20 protein-coding genes and 1 other annotated feature are annotated in these 22,353 nt (G+C 31.3%); of the genes, 18 read left to right on the top strand and 2 right to left on the bottom strand.

The genetic code is table 11. The features are described from left to right. The first annotated feature begins 19 nt into the window (after positions 1-19). The 3 genes from B5E87_RS11840 to B5E87_RS11830 are packed head-to-tail and all read left to right on the top strand — an operon-like array spanning position 20 to position 4,046. Positions 20-955, top strand: coding sequence for an AAA family ATPase (locus B5E87_RS11840; RefSeq protein WP_087245116.1), 936 nt, complete (start codon positions 20-22; stop codon positions 953-955). Further along, the gene (locus tag B5E87_RS11835; protein WP_087245115.1) at positions 952-1,917 is read left to right on the top strand and encodes a DUF58 domain-containing protein; all 966 of its coding nucleotides are present in this window, start codon (positions 952-954) and stop codon (positions 1,915-1,917) included. Before B5E87_RS11840 ends, B5E87_RS11835 begins: the two co-directional genes overlap by 4 nt. After that, the gene (locus B5E87_RS11830; RefSeq protein WP_158095611.1) at positions 1,914-4,046 is read left to right on the top strand and encodes a transglutaminase-like domain-containing protein; all 2,133 of its coding nucleotides are present in this window, start codon (positions 1,914-1,916) and stop codon (positions 4,044-4,046) included. Before B5E87_RS11835 ends, B5E87_RS11830 begins: the two co-directional genes overlap by 4 nt. 83 nt (positions 4,047-4,129) lie before the next feature. Here B5E87_RS11830 and B5E87_RS11825 read toward each other — a convergent pair whose 3' ends face one another. Beyond that, positions 4,130-5,371, bottom strand: a complete 1,242-nt coding sequence (locus B5E87_RS11825; RefSeq protein ID WP_087245113.1) for a 6-phosphofructokinase — start codon at positions 5,369-5,371, stop codon at positions 4,130-4,132. 178 nt (positions 5,372-5,549) lie between these two features. On the opposite strand from B5E87_RS11825, the gene nifJ reads away from it, so the two are divergent. From nifJ to B5E87_RS11770, 11 genes are all read left to right on the top strand, one after another. Further along, positions 5,550-9,068: a pyruvate:ferredoxin (flavodoxin) oxidoreductase gene (gene nifJ, locus B5E87_RS11820; RefSeq protein WP_087245112.1), complete on the top strand. Its 3,519-nt coding sequence runs from the start codon at positions 5,550-5,552 to the stop codon at positions 9,066-9,068. Between the two features lie 416 nt (positions 9,069-9,484). Further along, complete coding sequence (locus tag B5E87_RS15465; RefSeq protein WP_241147174.1) at positions 9,485-9,880, top strand: sigma-E processing peptidase SpoIIGA; 396 nt, start codon at positions 9,485-9,487, stop codon at positions 9,878-9,880. Then, positions 9,877-10,569, top strand: coding sequence for an RNA polymerase sporulation sigma factor SigK (gene sigK, locus B5E87_RS11810; protein WP_087245110.1), 693 nt, complete (start codon positions 9,877-9,879; stop codon positions 10,567-10,569). The genes B5E87_RS15465 and sigK overlap by 4 nt, the downstream gene beginning before the upstream one ends. Before the next feature lie 43 nt (positions 10,570-10,612). Further along, positions 10,613-11,395, top strand: a complete 783-nt coding sequence (locus tag B5E87_RS11805; RefSeq protein WP_087245109.1) for a sigma-70 family RNA polymerase sigma factor — start codon at positions 10,613-10,615, stop codon at positions 11,393-11,395. A 25-nt stretch (positions 11,396-11,420) separates the two neighbouring features. Continuing rightward, a complete protein-coding gene (locus B5E87_RS11800) occupies positions 11,421-11,663 on the top strand; it encodes a YlmC/YmxH family sporulation protein (RefSeq protein WP_087245108.1) in 243 nt (80 codons plus the stop codon). A gap of 94 nt (positions 11,664-11,757) precedes the next feature. Further along, positions 11,758-12,195, top strand: coding sequence for a cell division protein SepF (locus B5E87_RS11795; RefSeq protein ID WP_087245107.1), 438 nt, complete (start codon positions 11,758-11,760; stop codon positions 12,193-12,195). A gap of 47 nt (positions 12,196-12,242) precedes the next feature. Further along, positions 12,243-12,992 (top strand): YlmH family RNA-binding protein, encoded by a 750-nt coding sequence (locus B5E87_RS11790; RefSeq protein WP_087245106.1) that lies wholly within the window; start codon positions 12,243-12,245, stop codon positions 12,990-12,992. 10 nt (positions 12,993-13,002) lie between these two features. Then, positions 13,003-13,455 carry a DivIVA domain-containing protein gene (locus tag B5E87_RS11785; protein ID WP_087245105.1) on the top strand — a complete coding sequence of 151 codons (453 nt, stop codon included), beginning with the start codon at positions 13,003-13,005 and terminating at the stop codon, positions 13,453-13,455. After that, positions 13,427-13,632, top strand: a binding site (T-box leader). It overlaps the preceding gene by 29 nt. A gap of 36 nt (positions 13,633-13,668) precedes the next feature. Next, positions 13,669-16,401, top strand: coding sequence for an isoleucine--tRNA ligase (ileS, locus tag B5E87_RS11780; protein WP_087245104.1), 2,733 nt, complete (start codon positions 13,669-13,671; stop codon positions 16,399-16,401). A gap of 48 nt (positions 16,402-16,449) precedes the next feature. Then, positions 16,450-17,331: a DMT family transporter gene (locus B5E87_RS11775; protein ID WP_087245103.1), complete on the top strand. Its 882-nt coding sequence runs from the start codon at positions 16,450-16,452 to the stop codon at positions 17,329-17,331. Then, the gene (locus tag B5E87_RS11770) at positions 17,328-18,554 is read left to right on the top strand and encodes a D-alanyl-D-alanine carboxypeptidase family protein (protein ID WP_087245102.1); all 1,227 of its coding nucleotides are present in this window, start codon (positions 17,328-17,330) and stop codon (positions 18,552-18,554) included. The genes B5E87_RS11775 and B5E87_RS11770 overlap by 4 nt, the downstream gene beginning before the upstream one ends. A gap of 14 nt (positions 18,555-18,568) precedes the next feature. Here the strand turns inward: B5E87_RS11770 and B5E87_RS11765 are convergent, their stop codons facing one another. Next, entirely contained in the window at positions 18,569-18,766 is a 198-nt protein-coding gene (locus B5E87_RS11765; protein ID WP_087245101.1) for a hypothetical protein, read from the bottom strand. 82 nt (positions 18,767-18,848) lie between these two features. Here B5E87_RS11765 and B5E87_RS11760 point away from each other — a divergent pair, with 82 nt between their 5' ends. From B5E87_RS11760 to B5E87_RS11745, 4 genes are all read left to right on the top strand, one after another. Beyond that, complete coding sequence (locus tag B5E87_RS11760; RefSeq protein ID WP_087245100.1) at positions 18,849-19,505, top strand: HAD family hydrolase; 657 nt, start codon at positions 18,849-18,851, stop codon at positions 19,503-19,505. After that, positions 19,489-19,983: a 2-thiouracil desulfurase family protein gene (locus B5E87_RS11755; RefSeq protein WP_087245099.1), complete on the top strand. Its 495-nt coding sequence runs from the start codon at positions 19,489-19,491 to the stop codon at positions 19,981-19,983. Before B5E87_RS11760 ends, B5E87_RS11755 begins: the two co-directional genes overlap by 17 nt. Next, on the top strand, positions 19,949-20,884 hold the full coding sequence (locus tag B5E87_RS11750) for a type I phosphomannose isomerase catalytic subunit (protein WP_087245098.1): 936 nt from the start codon (positions 19,949-19,951) through the stop codon (positions 20,882-20,884). Before B5E87_RS11755 ends, B5E87_RS11750 begins: the two co-directional genes overlap by 35 nt. 71 nt (positions 20,885-20,955) lie before the next feature. Further along, positions 20,956-22,131 carry an NAD(P)-dependent malic enzyme gene (locus tag B5E87_RS11745; protein ID WP_087245097.1) on the top strand — a complete coding sequence of 392 codons (1,176 nt, stop codon included), beginning with the start codon at positions 20,956-20,958 and terminating at the stop codon, positions 22,129-22,131. The last annotated feature ends 222 nt before the right edge of the window (positions 22,132-22,353 follow it).

The following is a 22,353-nucleotide window of genomic DNA, read 5'->3' as shown; positions in this document are numbered from 1 at the left end:
TAGAATGAGGTGAAAAGATATGAATCAAGAAATGAAACAAACAGTCAATGAAATCAAAAAAGCTGTTATTGGGAAAGATGAGGTTATTATTCAAATATTGGTTACTTTACTTTCTAGGGGACATATTTTGCTTGAGGACATTCCTGGTGTTGGAAAAACAAATCTAGCATTAGCATTATCAAAAAGTTTACAGCTAGATTATCACCGTATTCAATTAACACCAGATATTATGCCAAGTGATATCGTTGGATTTACGATGTATAATCCACAGACACAGCAATTTGAATATAAAGAAGGAATTGCTTTTTGTCATCTTTTATTAGCAGATGAAATGAATCGTACATCTAGTAAAACACAGGCAGCTTTATTAGAGTTAATGGAAGAAGGACAAATGACTGTAGATGGAAAAACATATGTATTACCTCAGCCATTTTGTGTCATTGCTACACAGAACCCTTTTGGCTCTGCTGGAACGCAACTATTGCCTGATTCTCAAATGGATCGTTTTATGAGTCGATTAAGTTTAGGTTATCCTCAATTTGAAGAGGAAATAGAAATGATGAAACAACGTCAAAAATCTAATCCTTTAGATGATATACAATCAGTTTTATCGCCTGAGATGATACTGCAATATCAAAAGATGATTGATCAGATATATGTTCATGATGATATTTATCATTATATCATGCAAATTATTACTGCAACACGTTCACATTCTCAAATTGAACAAGGTGTATCACCACGTGGTTCTTTAGCTATCATGAAAACGGCTAAAGCCTATGCATTTTTAAATGACCGTGATTATGTGATTCCACAAGATGTCCAATATGTTGCACCAATGGTTTTGGCTCATCGTTTCATACTGACATATGAAGCTAAAATGAACAAAGTCTCTTCATATCAGATTGTAGATGAAATCTTAGAATCAGTTGGAGAACCTCAATTAAAAGTATGAAAAACTTATTAAAATATTTTTGTTTTCTTGCTTTTTTATATGGATTATGGCGTTTTGTTTCAGGGTATTTTTCATTTTTATTGTTTTTGATGGCTTTTAGTTTAATATGTATATGTTTATTGCTTAGCATTATCCCAATGCGAAAATCAACAATCTCAATAAAAATGCAACAAGCATATTGTTTGCGTGAGGAAACGATTAACCTAAGTTTTTGTCGTCAAAGTGTTACACCTATTCCATGTGGTCAGATTATAATTGAATATCAAATGATAGATGCTTTTTCTCAAATTGTAGCTGAAAAAAGCGTATGTCTTCATGATCAGCAAGTAGATGTAGAGATTCCTTGTCCTCATTGTGGTCATTATACGATTCAGGTTCAGAAAATAAAATGTTTTGATTTATTACAATGTTTTTCTTTTTCAAAAACTGTATCCATACAAAATTCATTTGATGTAATGCCACATTACCATCTTGTAGATGTATCTGTTCATCAGGTTCATCAATTGGATGAACAAGGAGAAAATTATTTGACAGATCAAAAAGGCGATGATTATAGTGAAATTTTTGAGATTAGAACATATCGTGAAGGGGATGAACTTAAGCATATTCATTGGAATATGTCATCAAAGTTTCAAGAGTTTTTTGTTAAGGTGGGAAGCCAACCTGTTCACGAAAATCTTACTCTTGCGATAGAATATAAAGAAAACAATACATTCTATGATTTACAGTTTGATTATTTTTATTCTTTATGTATTTCTTTATTAAAAGAGAATATTACTTTTGAAATTGTAACTTCATGTGATGTGCAAAATATGCATGTGCAATCTATACATTCTGTTGATAATCTTGCGACTACTATTCGATGGATGATGAAAAATCCTATCAAAACTTTAGATCAATCTTTCATGTCACGTTCTTTTTATCAAATAAAGGGACAGAATCTGGAGGTGTATCATTTATGAAAAAAACAATCAACTTCTTTTTTCAACAATACATCATCCATATCATTAATATTTTCATGATTATTTTAGGATGTATGGGTTTGATAGGAAATTATGATCATTCTTTATATTTTCCTGAAAACACATATATAAGTATTATTCTTTTAGGCATGATAGGAATAGGATTTTATCTTTATTTTATTAAATATCAGACAATGCCTCAAAAACCATGTGTGTTCATTTTTATCATTTTATTATTAGTGTTGATTATATTATTTCAAAGTGAGTGTCATTATTTTATCAATAATCTTCAATCTGTTATTGAATTTGATTATTTCTTAAAATTTGATGAATTACTTCCTTTAGAATTATATAGTCGAGATATGTTTTATCAAGTTATTATATTCATAATTGGGTTGCCAGTTATCTATTTGATTGTGTCAACTGTATGTACAATGCATTTTTCGTTAATTAAAATCATCAGTTTAATTTTTCTCTTTATGTTTCCAGTATTTATCAAACATGAACTTTCTTCTCAAGAGAGTTATTGCTTTATTATCTTTATCTGTTATGCATTATTATTTACAGTGGCTTTAAAATATCAGCAAAAACAATATACCTTAAAGATTGTGATTATTATATTATTATGTATAATGTCTGTAACTGCATCTACTTATTTAGAGGGAAATCCTTTGTTTCAACAAGAATCATCATCGGTTTTATCACAAATGATTGATTGGATTGCTAACGGAAAGGGAAATCCTTTAGGAATAGCTACACAAACGGGTATGAGTCGTGATATTGATGGTTCTTTACCTACAGGCAATGTGCAACTTACTAATGGATTGGCTTTAACAGTACAATCTGATATTCCTTTTTCTTCTTATTTGAGAGCTTATTCGCTTGCCAATTACAGTGATAATGAATGGCATGAGGTTACGGAAAATTATGATAATAGTCAGTCTTTAACTATGTATAGCGATTTTTTAATGTTGAATTATTTACCATCTTTTCAAAGTGTTGAAATTCTACCACAACGTCAATATGATTTTCAATTTGTACCATACTATTTTATTGATAATGTTCAAGAGTATCCAGTTCTTTTTGATTCATATATAGAAAGTACTTCTGATTCATTGGATGTTTTATATCTTTATGAAGAAGATCCTCAATTAGGACTAGATGAAAATAGCTATTTTATTTCTGAACAGTATGATGAAGAATATGAAGATTATGTGTATCAACATTATTTAGATGTTCCAGATGAATTAGAACAACAATTATCGCGTTTATTATATGAAAATGATATTGAATATCCATATGATTTTGATATTGCATCAACAGTCCAACAGGTGCAGGAACTTTTAGCTAAGCAAGCAGAATATGATTTGAATGCAGGAACATTACCTTTTGATAAAGATTTTGTTGAATACTTTCTGTTTGAAAATCATAAAGGAAGTTGTACTCATTTTGCGACTGCTGGAGCTTTGTTGTTAAGGGAGTTAGGTATTCCAACACGCTTTGTAAGAGGGTATACAATGCTAGAAAGTGATTTTCATAATGGTGAAGCCAAAATTCCTCAATATCGTTCGCATGCCTGGATAGAAGTTTATGAAAATATGAAGGGTTGGATTCCTTATGAAATGACACCTGCAGGAAATATCGAAGAAATCAGTGATGTTCTTGATGATATAGCAAGTCAAAATCAGCAGACAGCAAATACGAGTGATGTGCCAACAACACAGCCTGAAGAAGATACAATACAGGATACACCTGTAGATTTAGATGTTACAACAAGATCATCTCATCAAAATATATGGATTATTGCTGGATTATTTGGAATCTTTATATTCATTGTTATTTATCGTTATTTGACAACACATTGGATGATGATCAAAACAAGACGTATGAATAACAATCAGAAAGTTTTAACTTATTATAGAAAAATAAGGAAATTATCTTCTTGGCATAATGTTGATGATGAAGAGTTAAAGAATCTTGCTTATAAAGCTAAATATTCTTCTCATGAAATAAGTGATGAAGAATGGTTTCAATTCCTTCACTGTTATCAACAATGGATTCGTCAATATAGTCAATCATTGAAATGGTATCAGAGATTTATTTTCCAATATATTTTTGGAAATAAATAAAAAGAGATTTTATGAAATGAAGCTCCCTTATTTGAATGTCCAAATAAGGGGATTCACTTGATGTGAAATCTCTTTTTTATGTTTTATTTATAACGTAAATGTGTTATATCACTATAACATGGAATACCATTTTCATATGTAATCGCAACTTCGCCTTGAATCAATGGAATTAAATAGTCATAAAGTTCTTGAGTGATATCATTATGTTCATCATTGATCCATTCAACAGGAATACGTTGTTCTAAATTGGCAATTTTGAGAACATCCTTATAGGTGTATTCAACTTGATAAGGCTGATTTTGAACACGTTGGAAAGTCATCATAACACCACTGTGTCCTTCCATTGATGTTTGAACAGCCGCTTGTCCAATTTGAAATGATTCTTCTAAATCAACTTTTGAAGCAATATGCATAGCACATCTTTGTAGGACATTTAATTCGATACTACGCACTTTACATTTGAATTCCTGATAAACTAATGATTCTAGGACTTTACCAGTTCCAGAATGCAAAACATGTCCAAAAGCATCACGTTTTGTATATTTAGAATCAGCATCCAAATATTCTCCATTTTCATTTTTAATTCCTTCACTGACAGCAATAATAATATTCTTTTTATGACGAAAAACTTTACGAATATCATCTAAGAATTTTTGCGTTGAAAACGGAACTTCAGGCAAATAGATAAGGTCAGGTGCTTCATTGCATTGTGTTCTTGCTAGCGCACTGGCAGCAGTTAACCATCCAGCATTACGCCCCATAATTTCAACAATTGTAACAGCATTTAATTTATAAATTGAACTGTCATAAGCAATTTCCAGCATAGAAGTTGCAACATATTTAGCAGCTGAACCAAAACCAGGAGTATGGTCAGTTCCCATTAAATCATTATCAATTGTTTTAGGAATACCAATAAAACAAATAGGGGAATGAATAGACTTGGCATAAGCTGATAGTTTTGCAACTGTATCCATAGAATCATTACCACCAATATAATAAAAATCTGTGATATGTAATTGTTCAAAAGTATGGAATAATATTTCATAAGTTTGAGGATCATCTTGATAATTGGGTAGTTTATAACGACACGAACCAAGATACATAGCAGGAGAATGTTTTAATTGTTCTAAAGCTTGTGAATCATTAAATAACTCTCCCAAATCCATATAGCGGCTTTCTAACAATCCCATAATTCCATTGACCATCCCATAAACATGGTCGAATTTTTGGCTTTTGATACATTCATGAATAATTCCTGCCAAAGATGCATTAATCGCAACGGTTGGGCCTCCCGATTGACCAATAAAACAGTTTCTTTTTTTCATGAGTAACTCCTTTCATTTTTCGACATTATTCTATCATTTTTTATATTATAAAAAAAGTGTATTTTTTGAGAAATCAAAAATATTAAAATTTTCGATTCTTTATGATGAAAATAAATTTTTCATGTGGAAATTTCTTATTGATAAGAGTATACTATATGATATAGGAGGAAAGAAAATTATGTCTAAAAAGTATTTATCAATGGATGGAAATACTGCTGCTGCACATGTCGCTTATGCATTTAGTGAAGTTGCAAGTATTTATCCAATTACACCATCTTCTCCAATGGCTGAAAATGCGGAAACATGGGCTGCTCAAGGAAAGAAAAATATTTTTGGATCAGCAGTTAATGTTATCGAAATGCAGTCAGAAGCTGGAGCTGCTGGAGCTGTACATGGAGCATTGCAAGGTGGTGCGTTAGCAACTACATTTACGGCATCTCAAGGTCTATTATTGATGATACCAAACTTGTATAAAATTCAAGGTGAATTATTGCCTGGTGTATTCCATGTTGCTGCGAGAGCTTTAGCAACACGTTCATTAAATATTTTTGGTGATCATCAGGATATATATGCATGTCGTCAAGTTGGTGCGCCTATGATTTGTTCTCATAGCGTTCAAGAAGTTATGGATTTAGGAGGAATTGCTCATTTAACTGCAATTAAGGCAAGCGTTCCTGTTATTCATTTCTTTGATGGATTTAGAACTTCTCATGAAATTCAAAAAGTAGAAGTTATGGATTATGATGTTTTAGAAAGCTTGTTAGATAAAGAGGCATTAAAGAAATTTAAAGAAAATGCATTAAATCCACATACAAATCCAATTGAACGTGGTGGTGCTGAAAATGATGATATCTATTTCCAAGGTAGAGAAGCACAAAATAAACATTATGAAGCTGTTGTTGAAATTGTTGCTGATTACATGAAAAAGATTTCAGAAATTACTGGACGTGAATATGCGCCATTTACATATTATGGAGCAAGTGATGCATCACGTGTAATCATTGCAATGGGTTCTGTAACTGAAACAATTAAAGAAACAATTGATGAAATGAATAAACGTGGTGAACGTGTTGGATTGATTAAAGTTCATTTATATCGTCCATTCTCACCAAAATATCTATTAAAAGTTTTACCAAATACTGTTGAAAAAGTTGCTGTTTTAGATCGTACAAAAGAAATGGGAGCAACTGGAGAACCATTATACTTAGATGTATGCTCTGTATTAAAAGATACAAACATCAAAGTTATTGGTGGACGTTATGGTATGGGATCTAAAGATACAACACCTGGTCAAATCAAAGCTGTATATGATCATTTATTAGATGAAGATCCATTTACATCTTTCACTATTGGTATTAATGATGATGTAACTCATTTATCATTAAAAGAAGACCCTGATTTCCATGTTAATGCTGATTATACTTCATGCTTATTCTATGGTTTAGGATCAGATGGTACAGTATCTGCTAATAAATCTTCAATTAAAATTATTGGAGATCATACCGATTTATATTCACAGGCTTACTTTGCTTATGATAGTAAAAAAGCTGGTGGAGCTACACGCTCTAACTTAAGATTTGGTCATACACCAATTCGTGCAACATATTATGTCAATAATGCTGATTTCATTTCATGTTCATTAGATAACTATGTATTAAAATATGATATGTTGAAAAACTTAAAGAATGGTGGAACATTCTTATTAAATACAGAATTTGATGAAAAAGAAATTGTTGATTATTTACCAAATAAATTAAAGAAACAATTAGCTGATAAAAATGCTAAATTCTATATCATTAATGCAACAAAAATCGCTAGTGAAATTGGTATGGGAAGACATACAAATACAATTCTTCAATCTGCATTCTTTGCTTTAAACCCACAAATTTTACCAGTTGATAAAGCTGTTGAATATATGAAAGCAATGGCTAAGAAAACATATGGTAAAAAAGGTGATGCTGTTGTAGAAATGAACTACAAAGCTATTGATGCAGGAAAAGATGCTATTGTTGAAGTTCCTGTTGATGCAAGCTGGTCTGATTTAACAGTGACTGCTACAAGAGCAAGAACTGGTGATGATTACTTTGATAATTTCGTTGCACCAATCAATGCCTTAGATGGTTATGATTTACCTGTTTCTGCATTTATGGATAAATTAGATGGTTCAATGAAATCTGGTATTGCTATTAAAGAAAAACGTGCGATTGCTATTGATGTACCACGTTGGGAAAAAGAAAACTGTATCCAATGTAATAACTGTGTTATGGTATGTCCTCATGCAACAATTCGTGCTTTCTTAATTGATGAAGATGAAATGAAAGCTATGCCAGAAGATATTTCAAATGATGTTTTAAAACCAATTGGTAGAAATGTAGATGGATTGGTTTATCGTATTCAAGTTTCTCCAGATAACTGTGTTGGTTGTGGATTATGTGTGACTGAATGTCCAGGTAAAGCTGGAAAGAAAGCTTTATCTATGGTGCCAGTAAAAGAAGAATTACCACATGCTTCTTTAGCTGATCATATTTATTCAAAAGTGACATATAAAGCTGATCGCTACCCAACAACAACAGTTAAAGGTGTTGGATTTATGCGTCCATACTTTGAAGTATCTGGTGCTTGTGGTGGATGTGGTGAAACACCTTATTATCGTTTGGCTTCTCAATTATTTGGAGCAGATATGAGAATTGCAAATGCAACTGGATGTAGTTCAATTTATAGTGGTTCTACACCATCAACACCTTGTACAATTGATGAAAATGGACAAGGACCTGCATGGGCTAACTCATTATTTGAAGATAATGCTGAATATGGATTTGGTATGAAATTAGCTGAAAATTATATGGCTAAACGTATCTTAGAAATCATTGAAGCAAATAAAGCTGAATGTGAACCTGAACTTCAAACTGTATTAGAACAATATGCAAATGTCAAAGGTCAAAGAGTTGAAGAAAGAAAACTTTATGATCAATTAGTATCTTTAGTTGAAGCTTCAAAATGTGAAGGTATCAAAGAATTATTAGATATGAAGGGTGAACTTGTCACTAAATCTCAATGGATTATTGGTGGAGATGGATGGGCTTATGACATCGGTTATGGTGGATTAGATCATGTTATCGCTAATAATCAAAATGTTAATATCTTAGTTCTTGATACAGAAGTTTATTCAAATACTGGTGGACAATCTTCAAAATCTTCACAAGCTGGTTCTATCGCTAAATTCACTGCTGGTGGTAAAACAGTAGCCAAGAAAGATTTAGCACAGATTGCTATGGCATATGGACATGTTTATGTAGCACAAGTGGCTATGGGAGCTAATCCAATGCAAACAATTAAAGCATTCAAAGAAGCTGAAGCTTATGATGGACCATCATTAATTATTGCTTATTCTCCATGTATGGAACATGGTATTAAAGGTGGTCTTGCAAATCATCAACAACAACAAAAACATGCTGTTGAATGTGGATACTTCAACTTATTAAGATATGATCCTCGTTTAGAAGAACAAGGAAAGAATCCATTACAGTTAGATTCTAAAGAACCTGATTTCACAAAATTCAAAGATTTCTTATTAAGTGAAAACAGATTTGCACAATTATCTAAAGTCAATCCAGAACATGCTGAAGGATTAATGGATAAATGTGAAAAAGACGCTATGAAACGTCGTCATCGTTTGGATGTTATGGCAAGTGAATAGTCAAAATGAAAGATTGAAAGTGAGAGTACTTTCAATCTTTTTTTGACATCATTTTTAATTCCATTTCTCTATAATGAAAGAGGGTGGAAAAAATGAATGTCTATATAGAAATTACGTATTTTATGAATGCTTTATTAATATTACTGAGTTTTGAAATATTATCTTTTTTATTAAATATACGCATAACCAAGAAAAGATTATGTCTATATGTTTTGACTTACAATATTTCATTTGTTTTTTTATTTATTGATTTATTTACTGGGTTTATCCTTTTATATGATTTTATATTGACATTTTTTTATTTTAAACGGTCTGTCTATATATATTATCCTGTATATCTTTTTATATACTTTTCGATATTATCATTTGTTCAATGGTTATTGCCATCGTCTATTATTTTTCAAGGTGTTTTATTGATGGAAGGCTATCATATGCGTTATATCATGATTATTGCCATTCTAGTTATTTTGATTAGCTATTTTTATATAGATTTATGCCGTCATCGTATTCATCAGCAAATGGTTAAAGTCTGTTTTCAAGGACACCAATGTTATGGTTTTATTGATAATGGTAATCAGGTCACATATCATGGTTATCCAGTTATTTTTATCAATCAAAGATTTGCCGGTGACTATACTGTTATTGATAATATTTGCATTGAAACTGCGAGTCAGCAGGAAAAAATTGATTTAATTTTATTGCCTGATATTACAATTCATCATCAAACATTACACGATGTTTATGCTGGAATTATATCATCGAATCAGTATGATTGCATTTTAAATCAACAGTTAATGGGAGGGTTATTATGATCTTATTATTATTGAAGGAATGGGTATTAAAAAGAAAATCACTTTTCTATATTGGTAGACATGATGTTTTAAAAGCACCATTAAAAGGTAAAGAAGAAAAAGAAGCTTTATTGAAATTACAAAATGGTGATGAAAAAGCAAAGGATTTATTAATTGAACATAATTTAAGGCTCGTTGTCTATGTGGCTAAAAAATATGATTCTATGCAAAATGGTAGTATAGAAGATTTAATTAGTATTGGAACGATTGGATTAGTGAAAGCAGTGAATACTTTTAATATGGATAAAAACATTAAATTAGCAACTTATGCATCACGTTGTATTGAAAATGAAATTTTAATGTTCTTAAGAAAAAATAATAAACTCAGACAAGAAATCTCTTTAGATGAACCATTGAATGTTGACTATGATGGTAATGAATTATTATTATCTGATATCATTGGTACGGACAAAGACATTGTACAAGATGAAATAGAACATAATGATCAAAAAGAAAAATTTTATCATGCTTTACATTATTTAAATCCAAGAGAACAACAGATTCTTATGATGCGTTATGGTTTGATTGGTCATGAGGAATTAACACAAAAGGATGTGGCAGAAATATTAGGTATTTCACAATCATATATATCTAGACTTGAAAAGAAAATTATTAGAAAATTAAGAAATAAATTGAAAGATGATGAATAATGTCAAATAAAATGGTGAAACTCTGATATGAGGAGTTGAATCCATGTCAAAATATAAAGTAGAACTGAATGGAACAAATATTGAAAATTATGAAAAATTATCTCATCAACAAACAATAGAATTATTGAAAACATATCATCAAAATCATGATTCCTGTATAAAAGAAAAATTGGTTCTCTCTAATTTAAAACTTGTTTTATCACTTGTTCAAAAATACCAACAAAGAGTGAATAATTTAGATGATTTATTTCAAGTTGGAGTAATTGGTTTAATGAAGGCCATAGATCATTTTAATACGAATTTAGAAGTTCGTTTTTCAACATATGCTGTTCCGCTTATACAAGGTGAGATGAAACGTTATTTAAGAGAAAATTCTCCTATGCGAATACCAAGATCGTTACGAGATATTGCTTATAAAGCGCTTTTGGTTAATGAAGAATATATGAAAAAATATAATCGAGAAGCATCTATAAAAGAATTATCTCAACGTTTAAATGTTGATGAATATACGTTAGTTGAAGCATTGTCTTCTACTCATAGTGTGACATCATTATCACAGGAAGTCCAAAATGATGGCAATGGACCCATTGATTTAGAAAGTCAGATACCAGATAACCATAGTCATATGGAAGATATTCAAAAGACAATAGATTTACAAAAAGCCATGCATCATTTAGATCAAAAAGAAATGCAAATCATTCATGAACGTTATTTTCAAGGTTTAACACAGAGTGAAATTGCTAAAGATTTAATGATTTCTCAAGCACAAGTTTCTCGTATTGAAAAACAGGCTTTATCACATTTAAAGAAATATATGATAGGATAAAAGCATATATTAAAGTGGTGATAAAATGCGCTTTTTAACTTTACAAAGTAAAGATGTCATTGATGCCTCATCAGGTTGTAAGATTGGTTATGTTGTTGATTTGGAAATTGATCCTTGTTGTCAATGTATACAGGCTTTAATTGTTGAACGTTTTTCAGCATTTAAATTCATATGTTTTTTTAAAGGACCACCAGCTTTGGTTATACCTATTCAACATATTATTACCATTGGTGAAGATGTTATTTTGGTACATGTTGAATGTCAATAAATGGGATGAAGAAGGTGATATTTCCCGTATTTTCCTCTTTTTTTCATACACATTATATGGTATAATTATATAAAGATTGTAAGGAGGTTACCTCATGGGATACGGAGAAAAAGTAAAAAAATGGTTTTTTGAAGAAGATGATGATGACGTTTATGAAAATGAAGAAATAGATACTGAAGAAGAAAGTGTAAAATCAACAAGTTTATTTGAAAAAGCAAAATCTACAAAAACAACTGATGCTATGAAAGCATTAAGTGCAAATAAAGATAGTCATTTGATTTTATTTGAACCACGTGCATATAGTGAAACTCAAGAAATTGCAACGTATTTAAAACAAAAAAGAGCTGCAGTTGTCAATTTGCATCGTTTACAGAAAGAACAGTCTAAACGTGTTATTGATTTCTTAAGTGGTGTTATTTTTGCAATTGAAGGAGATATTCAACAAATCGGACCTAAAATTTTCTTATGTACTCCTAAGAATATTGGCGTTTCTGGCAATATTACAATGGATGATTCTGAAACTGATGAATAAACAAGTATTAGTAAGTGAAAAACTTGCTAATACTTTCTTTTTGAATGATGTTAGAACATTTTAAAGGCGACGAAGTTTTTGTTAAGAAAATTTTAGACTATCAATTTCAGGCACTGCATCATCAAAGAATGGTATTAACACCTTTTTATAATCCTCATGAACAGGAGATAGTAAGAAGTGTTATCGGTAAAGAACTGAAAGTCTTAAGTTATGGTGGTTTTACAAATGCTGAAAATCAGCGTATGATTATTTGTCCAGATTTTTATGAAATTGAAAAGTCTGACTTTGAAATTCAATTGGTTGAAGTCATATATCGCCGGCAATTTGGACGCATTCAGCACAAGGATATTTTAGGAGCTTTAATGAATTTGGGTATAAAAAGGGAGTGTGTTGGTGATATTTTTGATGGAGAGCGTTGTTTTTTTGCTTGTACAAAACAAACTTATCCTTATATTATCCAAACATTAAAACAAATAAAAAAATCAAAAATAAAGCTTCAAGAATGTCATGAAGATATTGAAATTGTACATGACTATACATCTCGTTCTTTTATTTTATCGAGTATGCGTTTGGATAAAGTGGTATCAACGATGTTTAAAGTACCACGTGCTTTAGCTAGTGAAGCTATTCGTAATGGGCATGTCAAAGTCAATTATAAAATTGTTGAAGAAGTGAGTTATTTGTGTCATAATAGTGATATGGTATCTTTCAAACATCATGGACGTGTTAAAATTGTGGATGAAAATAAGCAAACAAGACAGGGAAATTATGTTGTAAGTGGATACTTTTATAAGTGAGGTGGAAGGATTGGAACAATTTGATAAGCAATTTCGTGGTTATAACATTGCTGAAGTCAATGATCGTATTGGTGAATTAAAACAGGAAATTGAAAAACAAAAGGAAAGGATTCAGTCAATGGAAGAAGAAATGACTGAATTAAAAGAACAAAACACTTTACTTACAAAACAAATATCTGTACATGAGAAAACTAACGAAGAAATTGCGCGTTTGGCTTTAAAAGAAGCAAGTGAATTGATTGAAAAAGCCAAAAGAAATGCCAATATGATTCTTAAAGAATCAATGGAATATGTGCGTGGTTTGTCAAAAGATATGGATACGTTTAAACAGGAAGCTATTGATTTTAGAGCAAATGTTGTAAAAATGAGCGAAGAAATGCTAGAAACTATTGACAAATCTGAAATTTTCAGTTTAATTAAAGAAGAACAAGAAAACAAATACAATGACAAGGACAGTTTATAAGGAAAACTTACAGAGAGTTTGCAGTTGGTGAAAAGCAAATAAGGGGAACTTATAATGAATCAGCCTAAGAGTAGCTTATCTGAAATCAAGTAGGATAAGACGTTCATCGCGTTAAGATATAGAGAGCATATCTTTAAGATATGAATAAAGGTGGTACCGCGTCATCACGTCCTTTAACAGGACGTTTTTTTATTTGAGAAAGGAAGGAATACAATGAATTACAAAGACACATTATTAATGCCTAAAACAGATTTTGAAATGCGTGGAAATCTTCCTAAAAAGGAGCCAGGTTACGTTCAAAGATGGCAAGAAACGCATATGTATGAAAAAGTCATTGAACAAAATCAAGGACATGATGATTTTGTTTTCCATGATGGTCCACCATATGCAAATGGAAATATGCATACTGGACATATGTTAAACAAAATTATTAAAGATGTGATTTGTCGTTATAAAAACATGCAGGGATTGTATACACCATATATTCCTGGATGGGATACACATGGTTTACCAATTGAAAATGCTATTCAAAAATTAGGTGTCAATCGTAAAGAATTAAGTACAGCAGAATTTAGAAAAAAATGTTATGGATATGCATTAAAACAAGTTGAAATTCAAAAAGAACAATGTATCCGTGTTGGAACATTTGCTGATTATGACCACCCATATTTAACATTATTACCAGAATTTGAAGCCAATCAAATTGATGTTTTCGCAAAGATGGCGATGGATGGTTTAATTTATAAAGGATTAAAACCAGTCTATTGGTCACCATCAAGTGAATCAGCTTTAGCAGAAGCTGAAGTTGAATATCATGATGTGAAAAGTCCAACTATTTTTGTGAAATTCCAGGTTAAAGATGGAAAAGGTATTTTAGATACAGATACAAGTTTTGTGATTTGGACAACAACACCTTGGACAATTCCAGCAAACCTTGCGATTTGTTTAAATGCGGATTATACGTATGCACTTGTTCAAAGTGAAAAAGGAAAATTAATTGTTTTAGAAGAACTTGTTGATTCTTTATGGGAAAAATTTGAATTAAAAGAAAAACAGATTTTAAAAACATTTAAGGGACAAGAATTAGAAATGATTACTTGTCAACATCCATTATATGATCGTGAATCATTAGTTATCTTAGGAGATCACGTTACTGCTGAAGCTGGTACAGGATGTGTTCATACTGCTCCTGGATTTGGTATGGATGACTTTATTGTTGGTCAAAAATATGGTTTAGATATTTATTGTAATGTTGATGAACACGGTTGCATGATGGAAGACTGTGGTGAATGGTTAGCTGGTCAATATGTTGATGATGCTAATAAAACAGTCACTTTAAAACTTGATGAATTAGGAGTGTTATTAAAGCTTGAATTCATTACACATAGTTATCCTCATGACTGGCGTACAAAAAAACCAATTATCTTTAGAGCAACTGACCAATGGTTCTGTTCAATTGATAAGATTAGAGAAAAATTATTAGATGAAATTGATCATGTTGAATGGTTAAATGAATGGGGTCATATTAGAATCTACAACATGATTAAAGATCGTGGTGACTGGTGTATTTCTCGTCAAAGAAGCTGGGGAGTGCCAATTCCTATTATTTATTGTGAAGATGGGACACCAATTATGGAAGAAGAAGTTTTCAAACATATTTCTGATTTATTTAGACAGTATGGTTCTAATATTTGGTTTGAAAAAGATGAAAAATTCTTGTTACCTGAAGGATATACAAATGAACATTCACCAAATGGTATCTTTAAAAAAGAAAAAGATATCATGGATGTATGGTTTGATTCAGGATCTTCTCATACAGGATGCATGAGAGAAAGAGGATATCGTTATCCAGTTGATTTATACTTTGAAGGTAGTGATCAGTATCGTGGATGGTTCAACTCATCATTGATTATTGGAACAGCAGTTTATGATAAAGCGCCTTATAAGACAGTATTATCACATGGCTTTGTTTTAGATGGTAAAGGAAATAAAATGTCTAAATCATTAGGAAATACAGTTGATCCAATTAAACTTGTCAATCAATATGGTGCAGATATCTTAAGATTATGGGCAACTTCAGTTGCATATCAATCTGATGTTCGTATTTCTAATGATATTATGAAGCAAGTTGCTGAAAATTATCGTAAGATTAGAAACACAATGCGTTTTGTTTTAGGGAATCTTTCTGATTTTAAAGCAAGTGATTTGATTGAAATCTCAAAACTTGAAGGTGTTGATCAATACATGCTTGTTGAATTAAATCAGTTAATGAAAGGTTATGAAGAAGCCTTTAATCAATATGATTTTGCTGAAGCAAATCAATTAATTTTAAATTGCTTTACAAACACTTTAAGTGCTTTCTATATGGACTTTACAAAAGATATTCTTTATATTGAAAAAGCTGATAGCTTAAGAAGAAGACAGGTTCAAACAGTGTTATATTATTATGCAAAAACAATGATGAAATTATTATCACCAATTCTTGTCTTTACAAGTGAAGAATTACATGATCATTTCCATTGTGATGAAAATAAAGCTGAATCTATTTTCTTAGAAGCAAAACCTGAATTGCTTCCAGTAGACAATGAAGAAGTAATTAAAGAATATTATGATCGTTTCTTATTATTAAGAAAAGATGTCTTAAAATCTTTAGAAGAATTAAGAAATGCTAAAGAAATTAAATCTAATATGGAAGCAAAAGTGACTATTTGCTTAAAAGATTCATATCAAGATATGGACAAATTAGCAGATGTCTTAAAACAGTTGTTTATTGTCGCTAAAGTTCAGTTAGTCAATGATTCTACAGATCTTGAAGAATATGATACAGCTTATATTCATAGTGAAAAATTTAATGGTGTTCAATGTCCAAGATGTTGGAATTATTTTGAAGAATCAGAAATGGAAGGCGAATTATGTCCTCGTTGTCATGATGTCATCCATGGATAAATAATAAATGGTACGATACGTACCATTTATTTTTGAAAGGGGATTGAAATGGAAAAAAAATTTCAAGGAAGTTTATTGTTGCTTATAGCTGCTTTGATTTGGGGAAGTTCTTTCATTGTTATGAAAAGCGCTGTTGATTTTTTAACACCGGCAGTCTTGTTGTTTTTTAGATTTTCATTGGCAGCTATTTTATTATCACTTATATTTATCAAAAAAATAAAAAAACTCAATTTTCAGCAAATCAAAGGTGGTTTGTTAACGGGATGCTGTTTGTTTGCAGCTTATTATGTACAGACATGGGGATTGAACTATACAACACCTGGTAAAAATGCTTTTTTAACAGCTGTTTATTGTGCTATTGTTCCTTTTTTGGTATGGCTGTTTTATCATAAACGTCCAGATATTTATAATTTCATTGCAGCTTTTATTTGTGTTTTAGGGATTGGCTGTGTATCTTTAGATGAACATTTAACTATGAATATAGGTGATTTTCTCACATTATGTGGTGGTTTTTTATATGCCTGTCATATTTTACTGATCAAAAAATTTTCTAAAGGAATTGATGGAGGAGCTTTCACATCATTACAGTTTATGGGTGGTGCCATGATTTCATTTGTTTTTGCCTTATTAACTGAAGATTTATCTATTATAACGCAAATACAGCCATCTATTTATTTGCAGATTCTTTATCTTGTTGTATTTGCTACTGCATTAACAATGTTTTGTCAGACAACGGGACAGAAATATACAAGTGAATGTAATGCTTCATTGATTTTATCTTTGGAATCTGTATTTGGAGTCGCATTTTCAATTGCTTTTTATGGTGAAATTCTTACATTTAAAATCTTATTAGGATTTATTTTAATATTTATTGCTATTGTCATTTCAGAAACCAAGCTATCTTTTTTAAAAAGAGGAGAAATAAAATGAAAAAGATAATAACTTGTATAATTACAATGATTGTATGTCTTGGAATCGTTCCAATCCATGCAAGTGAAAATTTTCAAGTTTCTTTACACTCAAAATATGCCTATCTTTATGATCAGGAAACTCAAATGGTTTACTTAGATCAAAAAAGTCAGGATAAAATCTATCCGGCAAGTATGACAAAAATTTTAACAGTGAGTTTAGCATTAGATAAAATAACTGATATACATGAAAAGGTACGTATCACACAAGCGGATTTGGATGGACTGTTTGAGGCTGGAGCCACAATAGCTGGATTTTACGCTGGAGAACTGGTAACATATGAGGATTTGCTTTATGGTGCATTATTACCATCTGGTGCAGATGCTTGCAATGCCTTAGCACGTTTAACATATGGTTCTACTGATGGGATGGTTATGGCTATGAATCAGTTGGTAGAACAATTAAATCTAAAGAATTCTCATTTTATGAATGTAACAGGATTACATCATAATGAGCATTATACAACCGTTTATGATATGGCAATGATTTTGCATCATGCTTTGCAAAATCAAACGTTTGAAGATGTTTTTAATGCACGAACATATACCAGTTCAATGAAAAATCATACGTGGTCTTCATCTTTACAAAGAGGTTATATGAGTTATGGTTTGGATATATCACAAATTGATGGTGCAAAAAGTGGTTTTACAGATGAAGCGCAATTAACTTTAGCAAGTACCATGACTTTTAATGGACATCAATTTATTTTAGTGACAGCATATGCCAGTGGGCAATATACTCAAAATCATGTAAGAGATGCAATTACAGTTTGTCAATATCTTCATGATCATTATCATGAAATTGTTCTTTATAAAAAAGATGAAACGATTGCTGATTATTGGCTTTTACAATCTTTTCAGTTTCGCTATGAATATCAAGCTCCACAAACTTTATCTATCATTATAGATAATAATATATCGACGAAAGATTTATCTTATCAAGTAGATACATCGACTTTTTTAGTAGCACCTATGAAAAGTGGTCAAAAGATAGGGACAGTTTCAATCTATAATGATGATTATTTGCTTTATTCATATGATATGCATTTAACGGAAGATATTGAGCTATCAATGATGGAAAGAATAGCTTATTATGCTGTTATCATTTTTATTATAGGAGCATTAATCACTTGCTTGATTTTAGTTATGAAAAAAATAAAACATAAAAAAAGTGATAGACCATAAGGGAATCTATCACTTTATTTATTTTCTTTTAAATCAATAATACGATCAATACCATATCCAACAAAACGTCCTATAAAAATAATAATGACACCAATTACTGGTAAGAATGGATTTCCTCCAAATATAAAGTACCAAAGAATACATAAAAATCCAATCACATAACCAATAAATGTAAAAATGTCTGTATATTTTCTTGATTGATTATCTTGCATAAATTCACCCCATTTGACATAAAATCATTATAACATCTTTCATTATTTTTTCAATACTGTTATAATGTGAAAGGGGGTTTATATGAAAAAAGGATGTCTTTTTGATTTGGATGGAACTTTAGTTAATTCCATCACAGATTTAGCATTATCTACAAATGAAGTCTTAAAGTTACATCATTTACCAACTCATGATATTTCTCAATATAATATGTTTGTTGGTAATGGTGTTAAGAAATTGATGGAAAGAGCTTTAGGTCCAGAACATCTAGATTTATTGGATGTTTGTCTGCAAGATTTCCAAAAAATATATCGCGAACATTGTTTAGATCATACAATACCTTATGATGGGATAGAAGAACTTATTGCTTATTTAAAAAAGCAAAATATAAAATTAGCTGTTGTAACAAATAAACCACATGCTTTAGCTATTCAGATTGTAGAACATCTATTTCCTGATACTTTTGAAGCTATCTATGGACAACAGGACTTATATCCTGTCAAACCTGATCCTCAATCAACTTATATGGCATTGATGGAAATGAGACTTGATAAAAAAGATTGTTTTTTTATAGGTGATAGTCAGGTGGACATTGATACAGGATATTATGCTGATATAGATTCTATTGGTGTAACTTGGGGATTTAGAGGGCGACAGGAATTGGAAAATGCTGGAGCTGATTATATTGTTGACAATCCTTATGAAATTATGGAGCTTATTCAAAATGAAAATAGGGGTTAGTCAATGTTTGCTAGGTGTCAATTGTACATATAGTGGAAAGAGCCATCCTCTTGATATTTTGATAGAAATGGATAAAAGACATTCCATTATACCAGTTTGTCCAGAGGTCTTAGGAGGATTACCTATTCCAAGAGATCCTGCTGAAATTCAATCTTTGGAACCCTTTAAAGTTGAAACAATCAATCATCAGGATGTGACTACTGAATATATTTTGGGTGCTCAAAAAGCGTTAGACATCTTTATTAAAAATGATGTTCAAGTGGCATTGTTGAAGTTTAGAAGTCCAAGTTGTGGTTGTGATGGTATCTATGATGGATCATTTCAACATCAATTAATCGAAGGACAAGGTGTTTTTGCTAGAATGTGTCAAAAATGTGGTATTCAGCTTTTTCATGAAAATCAAATTGAAGAATTCTTAAAATATATAGGAAAGGAAGATGATTATGGGACATATTTTAAAGATTCAACCAGTTTTTAAAGAAATGATTTGGGGTGGCCATAAATTAAGAGATGTTTATGGTTATGATATCCCAAGTGATAGCACAGGTGAGTGTTGGGCTATTTCTGGACACCAAAATGGTGATTGTACAATTAGTGATGGAGAATATCAAGGAAAAACTGTTTCTTGGTTATGGCAAAATCATCGTGAACTTTTTGGAAATGTCAATGGTGATCAATTCCCATTATTAGTTAAAATTATAGATGCAAAAGATGACTTATCAGTTCAAGTTCATCCTAATGATGAATATGCTGCCAAACATGAAAACTCATTAGGGAAAACAGAATGTTGGTATGTTTTACAAGCTGATGAAGGAACAAAAATGGTTATGGGACATCATGCTCAAACAAAAGAAGAATTTGTAAAAGCAATTGAAAATGATGATTATGACCATTTATTAAATTCTTTTGAAATTAATAAAGGAGATTTCTTCTATATTCCATCTGGAACGTTACATGCGATTTGTAGTGGTTCATTAATCTATGAAGCTCAACAATCATCTGATATTACATATCGTGTTTATGATTATCATCGTAAAGATAAAAATGGTAATGAAAGACAATTACATGTTCAACAATCTATTGATGTCACAAATGTACCTGCTGATTTAGCAACAAATAAACTTTTTACAAATAGTCATTTAGATCATGGTTCTAAAACAAGATATGTAGAAAGTGAATTTTTCACTGTTGATTGTTATAGAATGGATGGGGAAAATACAATTACTAATGATAAACCATTCCAATTGGTAAGTATTCTTGAAGGTGAAGGAACATTGGAAGGTATGGAAGTGAAGAAGGGAGATCATTTTATTATATGTAGTGATCAAGAAGAAGTCACATATGATGGTAAAATGACTGTTATGATGACAACATTATAAAAGCAGATGGAAACATCTGCTTTTCATTTTGTAAAAACTATGGCATAATAGATACGAAAAGAGGGAGAAAAATGAAAGATATATATCAGGAAGCATTAGAATTACATGAAAAAACAAAAGGGAAGCTGGAAGTACAGTTAAAAGTCCCTTTAGAAGAAAGTCATGATTTATCATTAGCATATACACCAGGGGTGGCTCAGCCATGTCGTGAGATTGCGAAAAATAAAGATGATGTCTATAAATATACTTGGAAACAAAATAGTGTTGCTGTTGTCAGCGATGGAACTGCAGTTTTAGGATTAGGAGATATTGGACCAGAAGCAGCTATGCCTGTTATGGAAGGAAAAGCAGTCCTATTTAAAAAGTTTGGAAATATTGATGCTGTGCCTATCTGTTTAGATACAAAAGATCCTCAAGAAATTATTCGTACAGTTAAAGCTATTGCACCAACATTTGGTGGTATTAATCTTGAAGATATTAGTGCACCACGATGCGTAGAAATTGAAAGAACACTTATCAACGAATTAGATATTCCAGTCTTTCATGATGATCAACATGGAACAGCCATTGTTGTTACAGCTGGTTTATTGAATGCATTAAAAGTTGTTCATAAGAAAATTGAAGATATTACTGTTGTGGTAAGTGGAACTGGTGCAGCAGGAAGTTCTATTATCAAAATGATTCATGCATTGGGTGTTAAAGAAATATATGGATTTAATATCAATGGTATTGTCACAAGAGAAGATTATGATCAATATGATTTTTTAACTCAGGAACTAACTGAAATCACAAATTCTCAAGCGAAACGTATGACAATGGCAGAAGCTATGAAAGAAGCTGATGCCTTTATTGGTGTTTCTGCACCAGGTGTTTTAACACCAGAAATGGTCAAAAGTATGAAAGAAAATCCAATTGTTTTTGCGATGGCAAATCCTGAACCAGAAATTCCTTATCAGGATGCTATTGATGCTGGTGTTGCCGTCATGGGAACTGGACGCTCAGATTATCCAAATCAAATTAATAATGTTTTGGCATTTCCAGGATTGTTTAGAGGGGCTTTGGATGTAAGGGCAAGAAAAATTAGTGAAGGAATGAAATTGGCAGCGGCTCATGGTTTGGCCTCACTTGTGAGTGATGAAGAATTATCACCAACATATGTTATTCCAAATGCGTTAGATCCACGTGTGAGTCAGATTGTAGCTCAGGCTGTTGCAAAAAAGGCTATTGAAGAAGGACTTGCAAGATAAAAGCTATTTACAGCCTTTTTTGTTATGATATGATGAAAACGAAAGGGGACAATATCAACTTAAACAAAAAAAGAAAAAACATAGAGGACATTGAACCTCTATGTTTTTTGCGTGTGCCACGCATGGCATAAAACTTGGTGGTGAAAGTCCACTGTGGAGGTTTCGTACTACCAACCACTAGCCAAAGACAAGGTATCCATCGTAAGGTGTGAACGGGAGGAA

The organism is Massilimicrobiota sp. An142 (assembly GCF_002160725.1).
Classification (GTDB): domain Bacteria; phylum Bacillota_I; class Bacilli_A; order Erysipelotrichales; family Coprobacillaceae; genus Allocoprobacillus; species Allocoprobacillus merdigallinarum.
This window is presented reverse-complemented; position numbering and strand designations above follow the sequence as displayed.

Bases quoted from the DNA above. Each gene is read 5' to 3' on its own strand.
- B5E87_RS11790 (WP_087245106.1), top strand. From the start codon at position 12,243: ATGTTAGAACATTTTAAAGGCGACGAAGTTTTTGTTAAGAAAATTTTA.
- nifJ (WP_087245112.1), top strand. From the start codon at position 5,550: ATGTCTAAAAAGTATTTATCAATGGATGGAAATACTGCTGCTGCACAT.
- B5E87_RS11795 (WP_087245107.1), top strand. From the start codon at position 11,758: ATGGGATACGGAGAAAAAGTAAAAAAATGGTTTTTTGAAGAAGATGAT.
- B5E87_RS11800 (WP_087245108.1), top strand. From the start codon at position 11,421: ATGCGCTTTTTAACTTTACAAAGTAAAGATGTCATTGATGCCTCATCA.
- B5E87_RS11835 (WP_087245115.1), top strand. From the start codon at position 952: ATGAAAAACTTATTAAAATATTTTTGTTTTCTTGCTTTTTTATATGGA.
- B5E87_RS11840 (WP_087245116.1), top strand. From the start codon at position 20: ATGAATCAAGAAATGAAACAAACAGTCAATGAAATCAAAAAAGCTGTT.
- B5E87_RS11760 (WP_087245100.1), top strand. From the start codon at position 18,849: ATGAAAAAAGGATGTCTTTTTGATTTGGATGGAACTTTAGTTAATTCC.
- B5E87_RS11765 (WP_087245101.1), bottom strand. From the start codon at position 18,766: ATGCAAGATAATCAATCAAGAAAATATACAGACATTTTTACATTTATT.
- B5E87_RS11755 (WP_087245099.1), top strand. From the start codon at position 19,489: ATGAAAATAGGGGTTAGTCAATGTTTGCTAGGTGTCAATTGTACATAT.
- sigK (WP_087245110.1), top strand. From the start codon at position 9,877: ATGATCTTATTATTATTGAAGGAATGGGTATTAAAAAGAAAATCACTT.
- B5E87_RS11770 (WP_087245102.1), top strand. From the start codon at position 17,328: ATGAAAAAGATAATAACTTGTATAATTACAATGATTGTATGTCTTGGA.
- B5E87_RS11825 (WP_087245113.1), bottom strand. From the start codon at position 5,371: ATGAAAAAAAGAAACTGTTTTATTGGTCAATCGGGAGGCCCAACCGTT.
- B5E87_RS11830 (WP_158095611.1), top strand. From the start codon at position 1,914: ATGAAAAAAACAATCAACTTCTTTTTTCAACAATACATCATCCATATC.
- B5E87_RS11750 (WP_087245098.1), top strand. From the start codon at position 19,949: ATGGGACATATTTTAAAGATTCAACCAGTTTTTAAAGAAATGATTTGG.
- B5E87_RS11745 (WP_087245097.1), top strand. From the start codon at position 20,956: ATGAAAGATATATATCAGGAAGCATTAGAATTACATGAAAAAACAAAA.
- B5E87_RS11805 (WP_087245109.1), top strand. From the start codon at position 10,613: ATGTCAAAATATAAAGTAGAACTGAATGGAACAAATATTGAAAATTAT.
- B5E87_RS15465 (WP_241147174.1), top strand. From the start codon at position 9,485: ATGGAAGGCTATCATATGCGTTATATCATGATTATTGCCATTCTAGTT.
- B5E87_RS11775 (WP_087245103.1), top strand. From the start codon at position 16,450: ATGGAAAAAAAATTTCAAGGAAGTTTATTGTTGCTTATAGCTGCTTTG.
- ileS (WP_087245104.1), top strand. From the start codon at position 13,669: ATGAATTACAAAGACACATTATTAATGCCTAAAACAGATTTTGAAATG.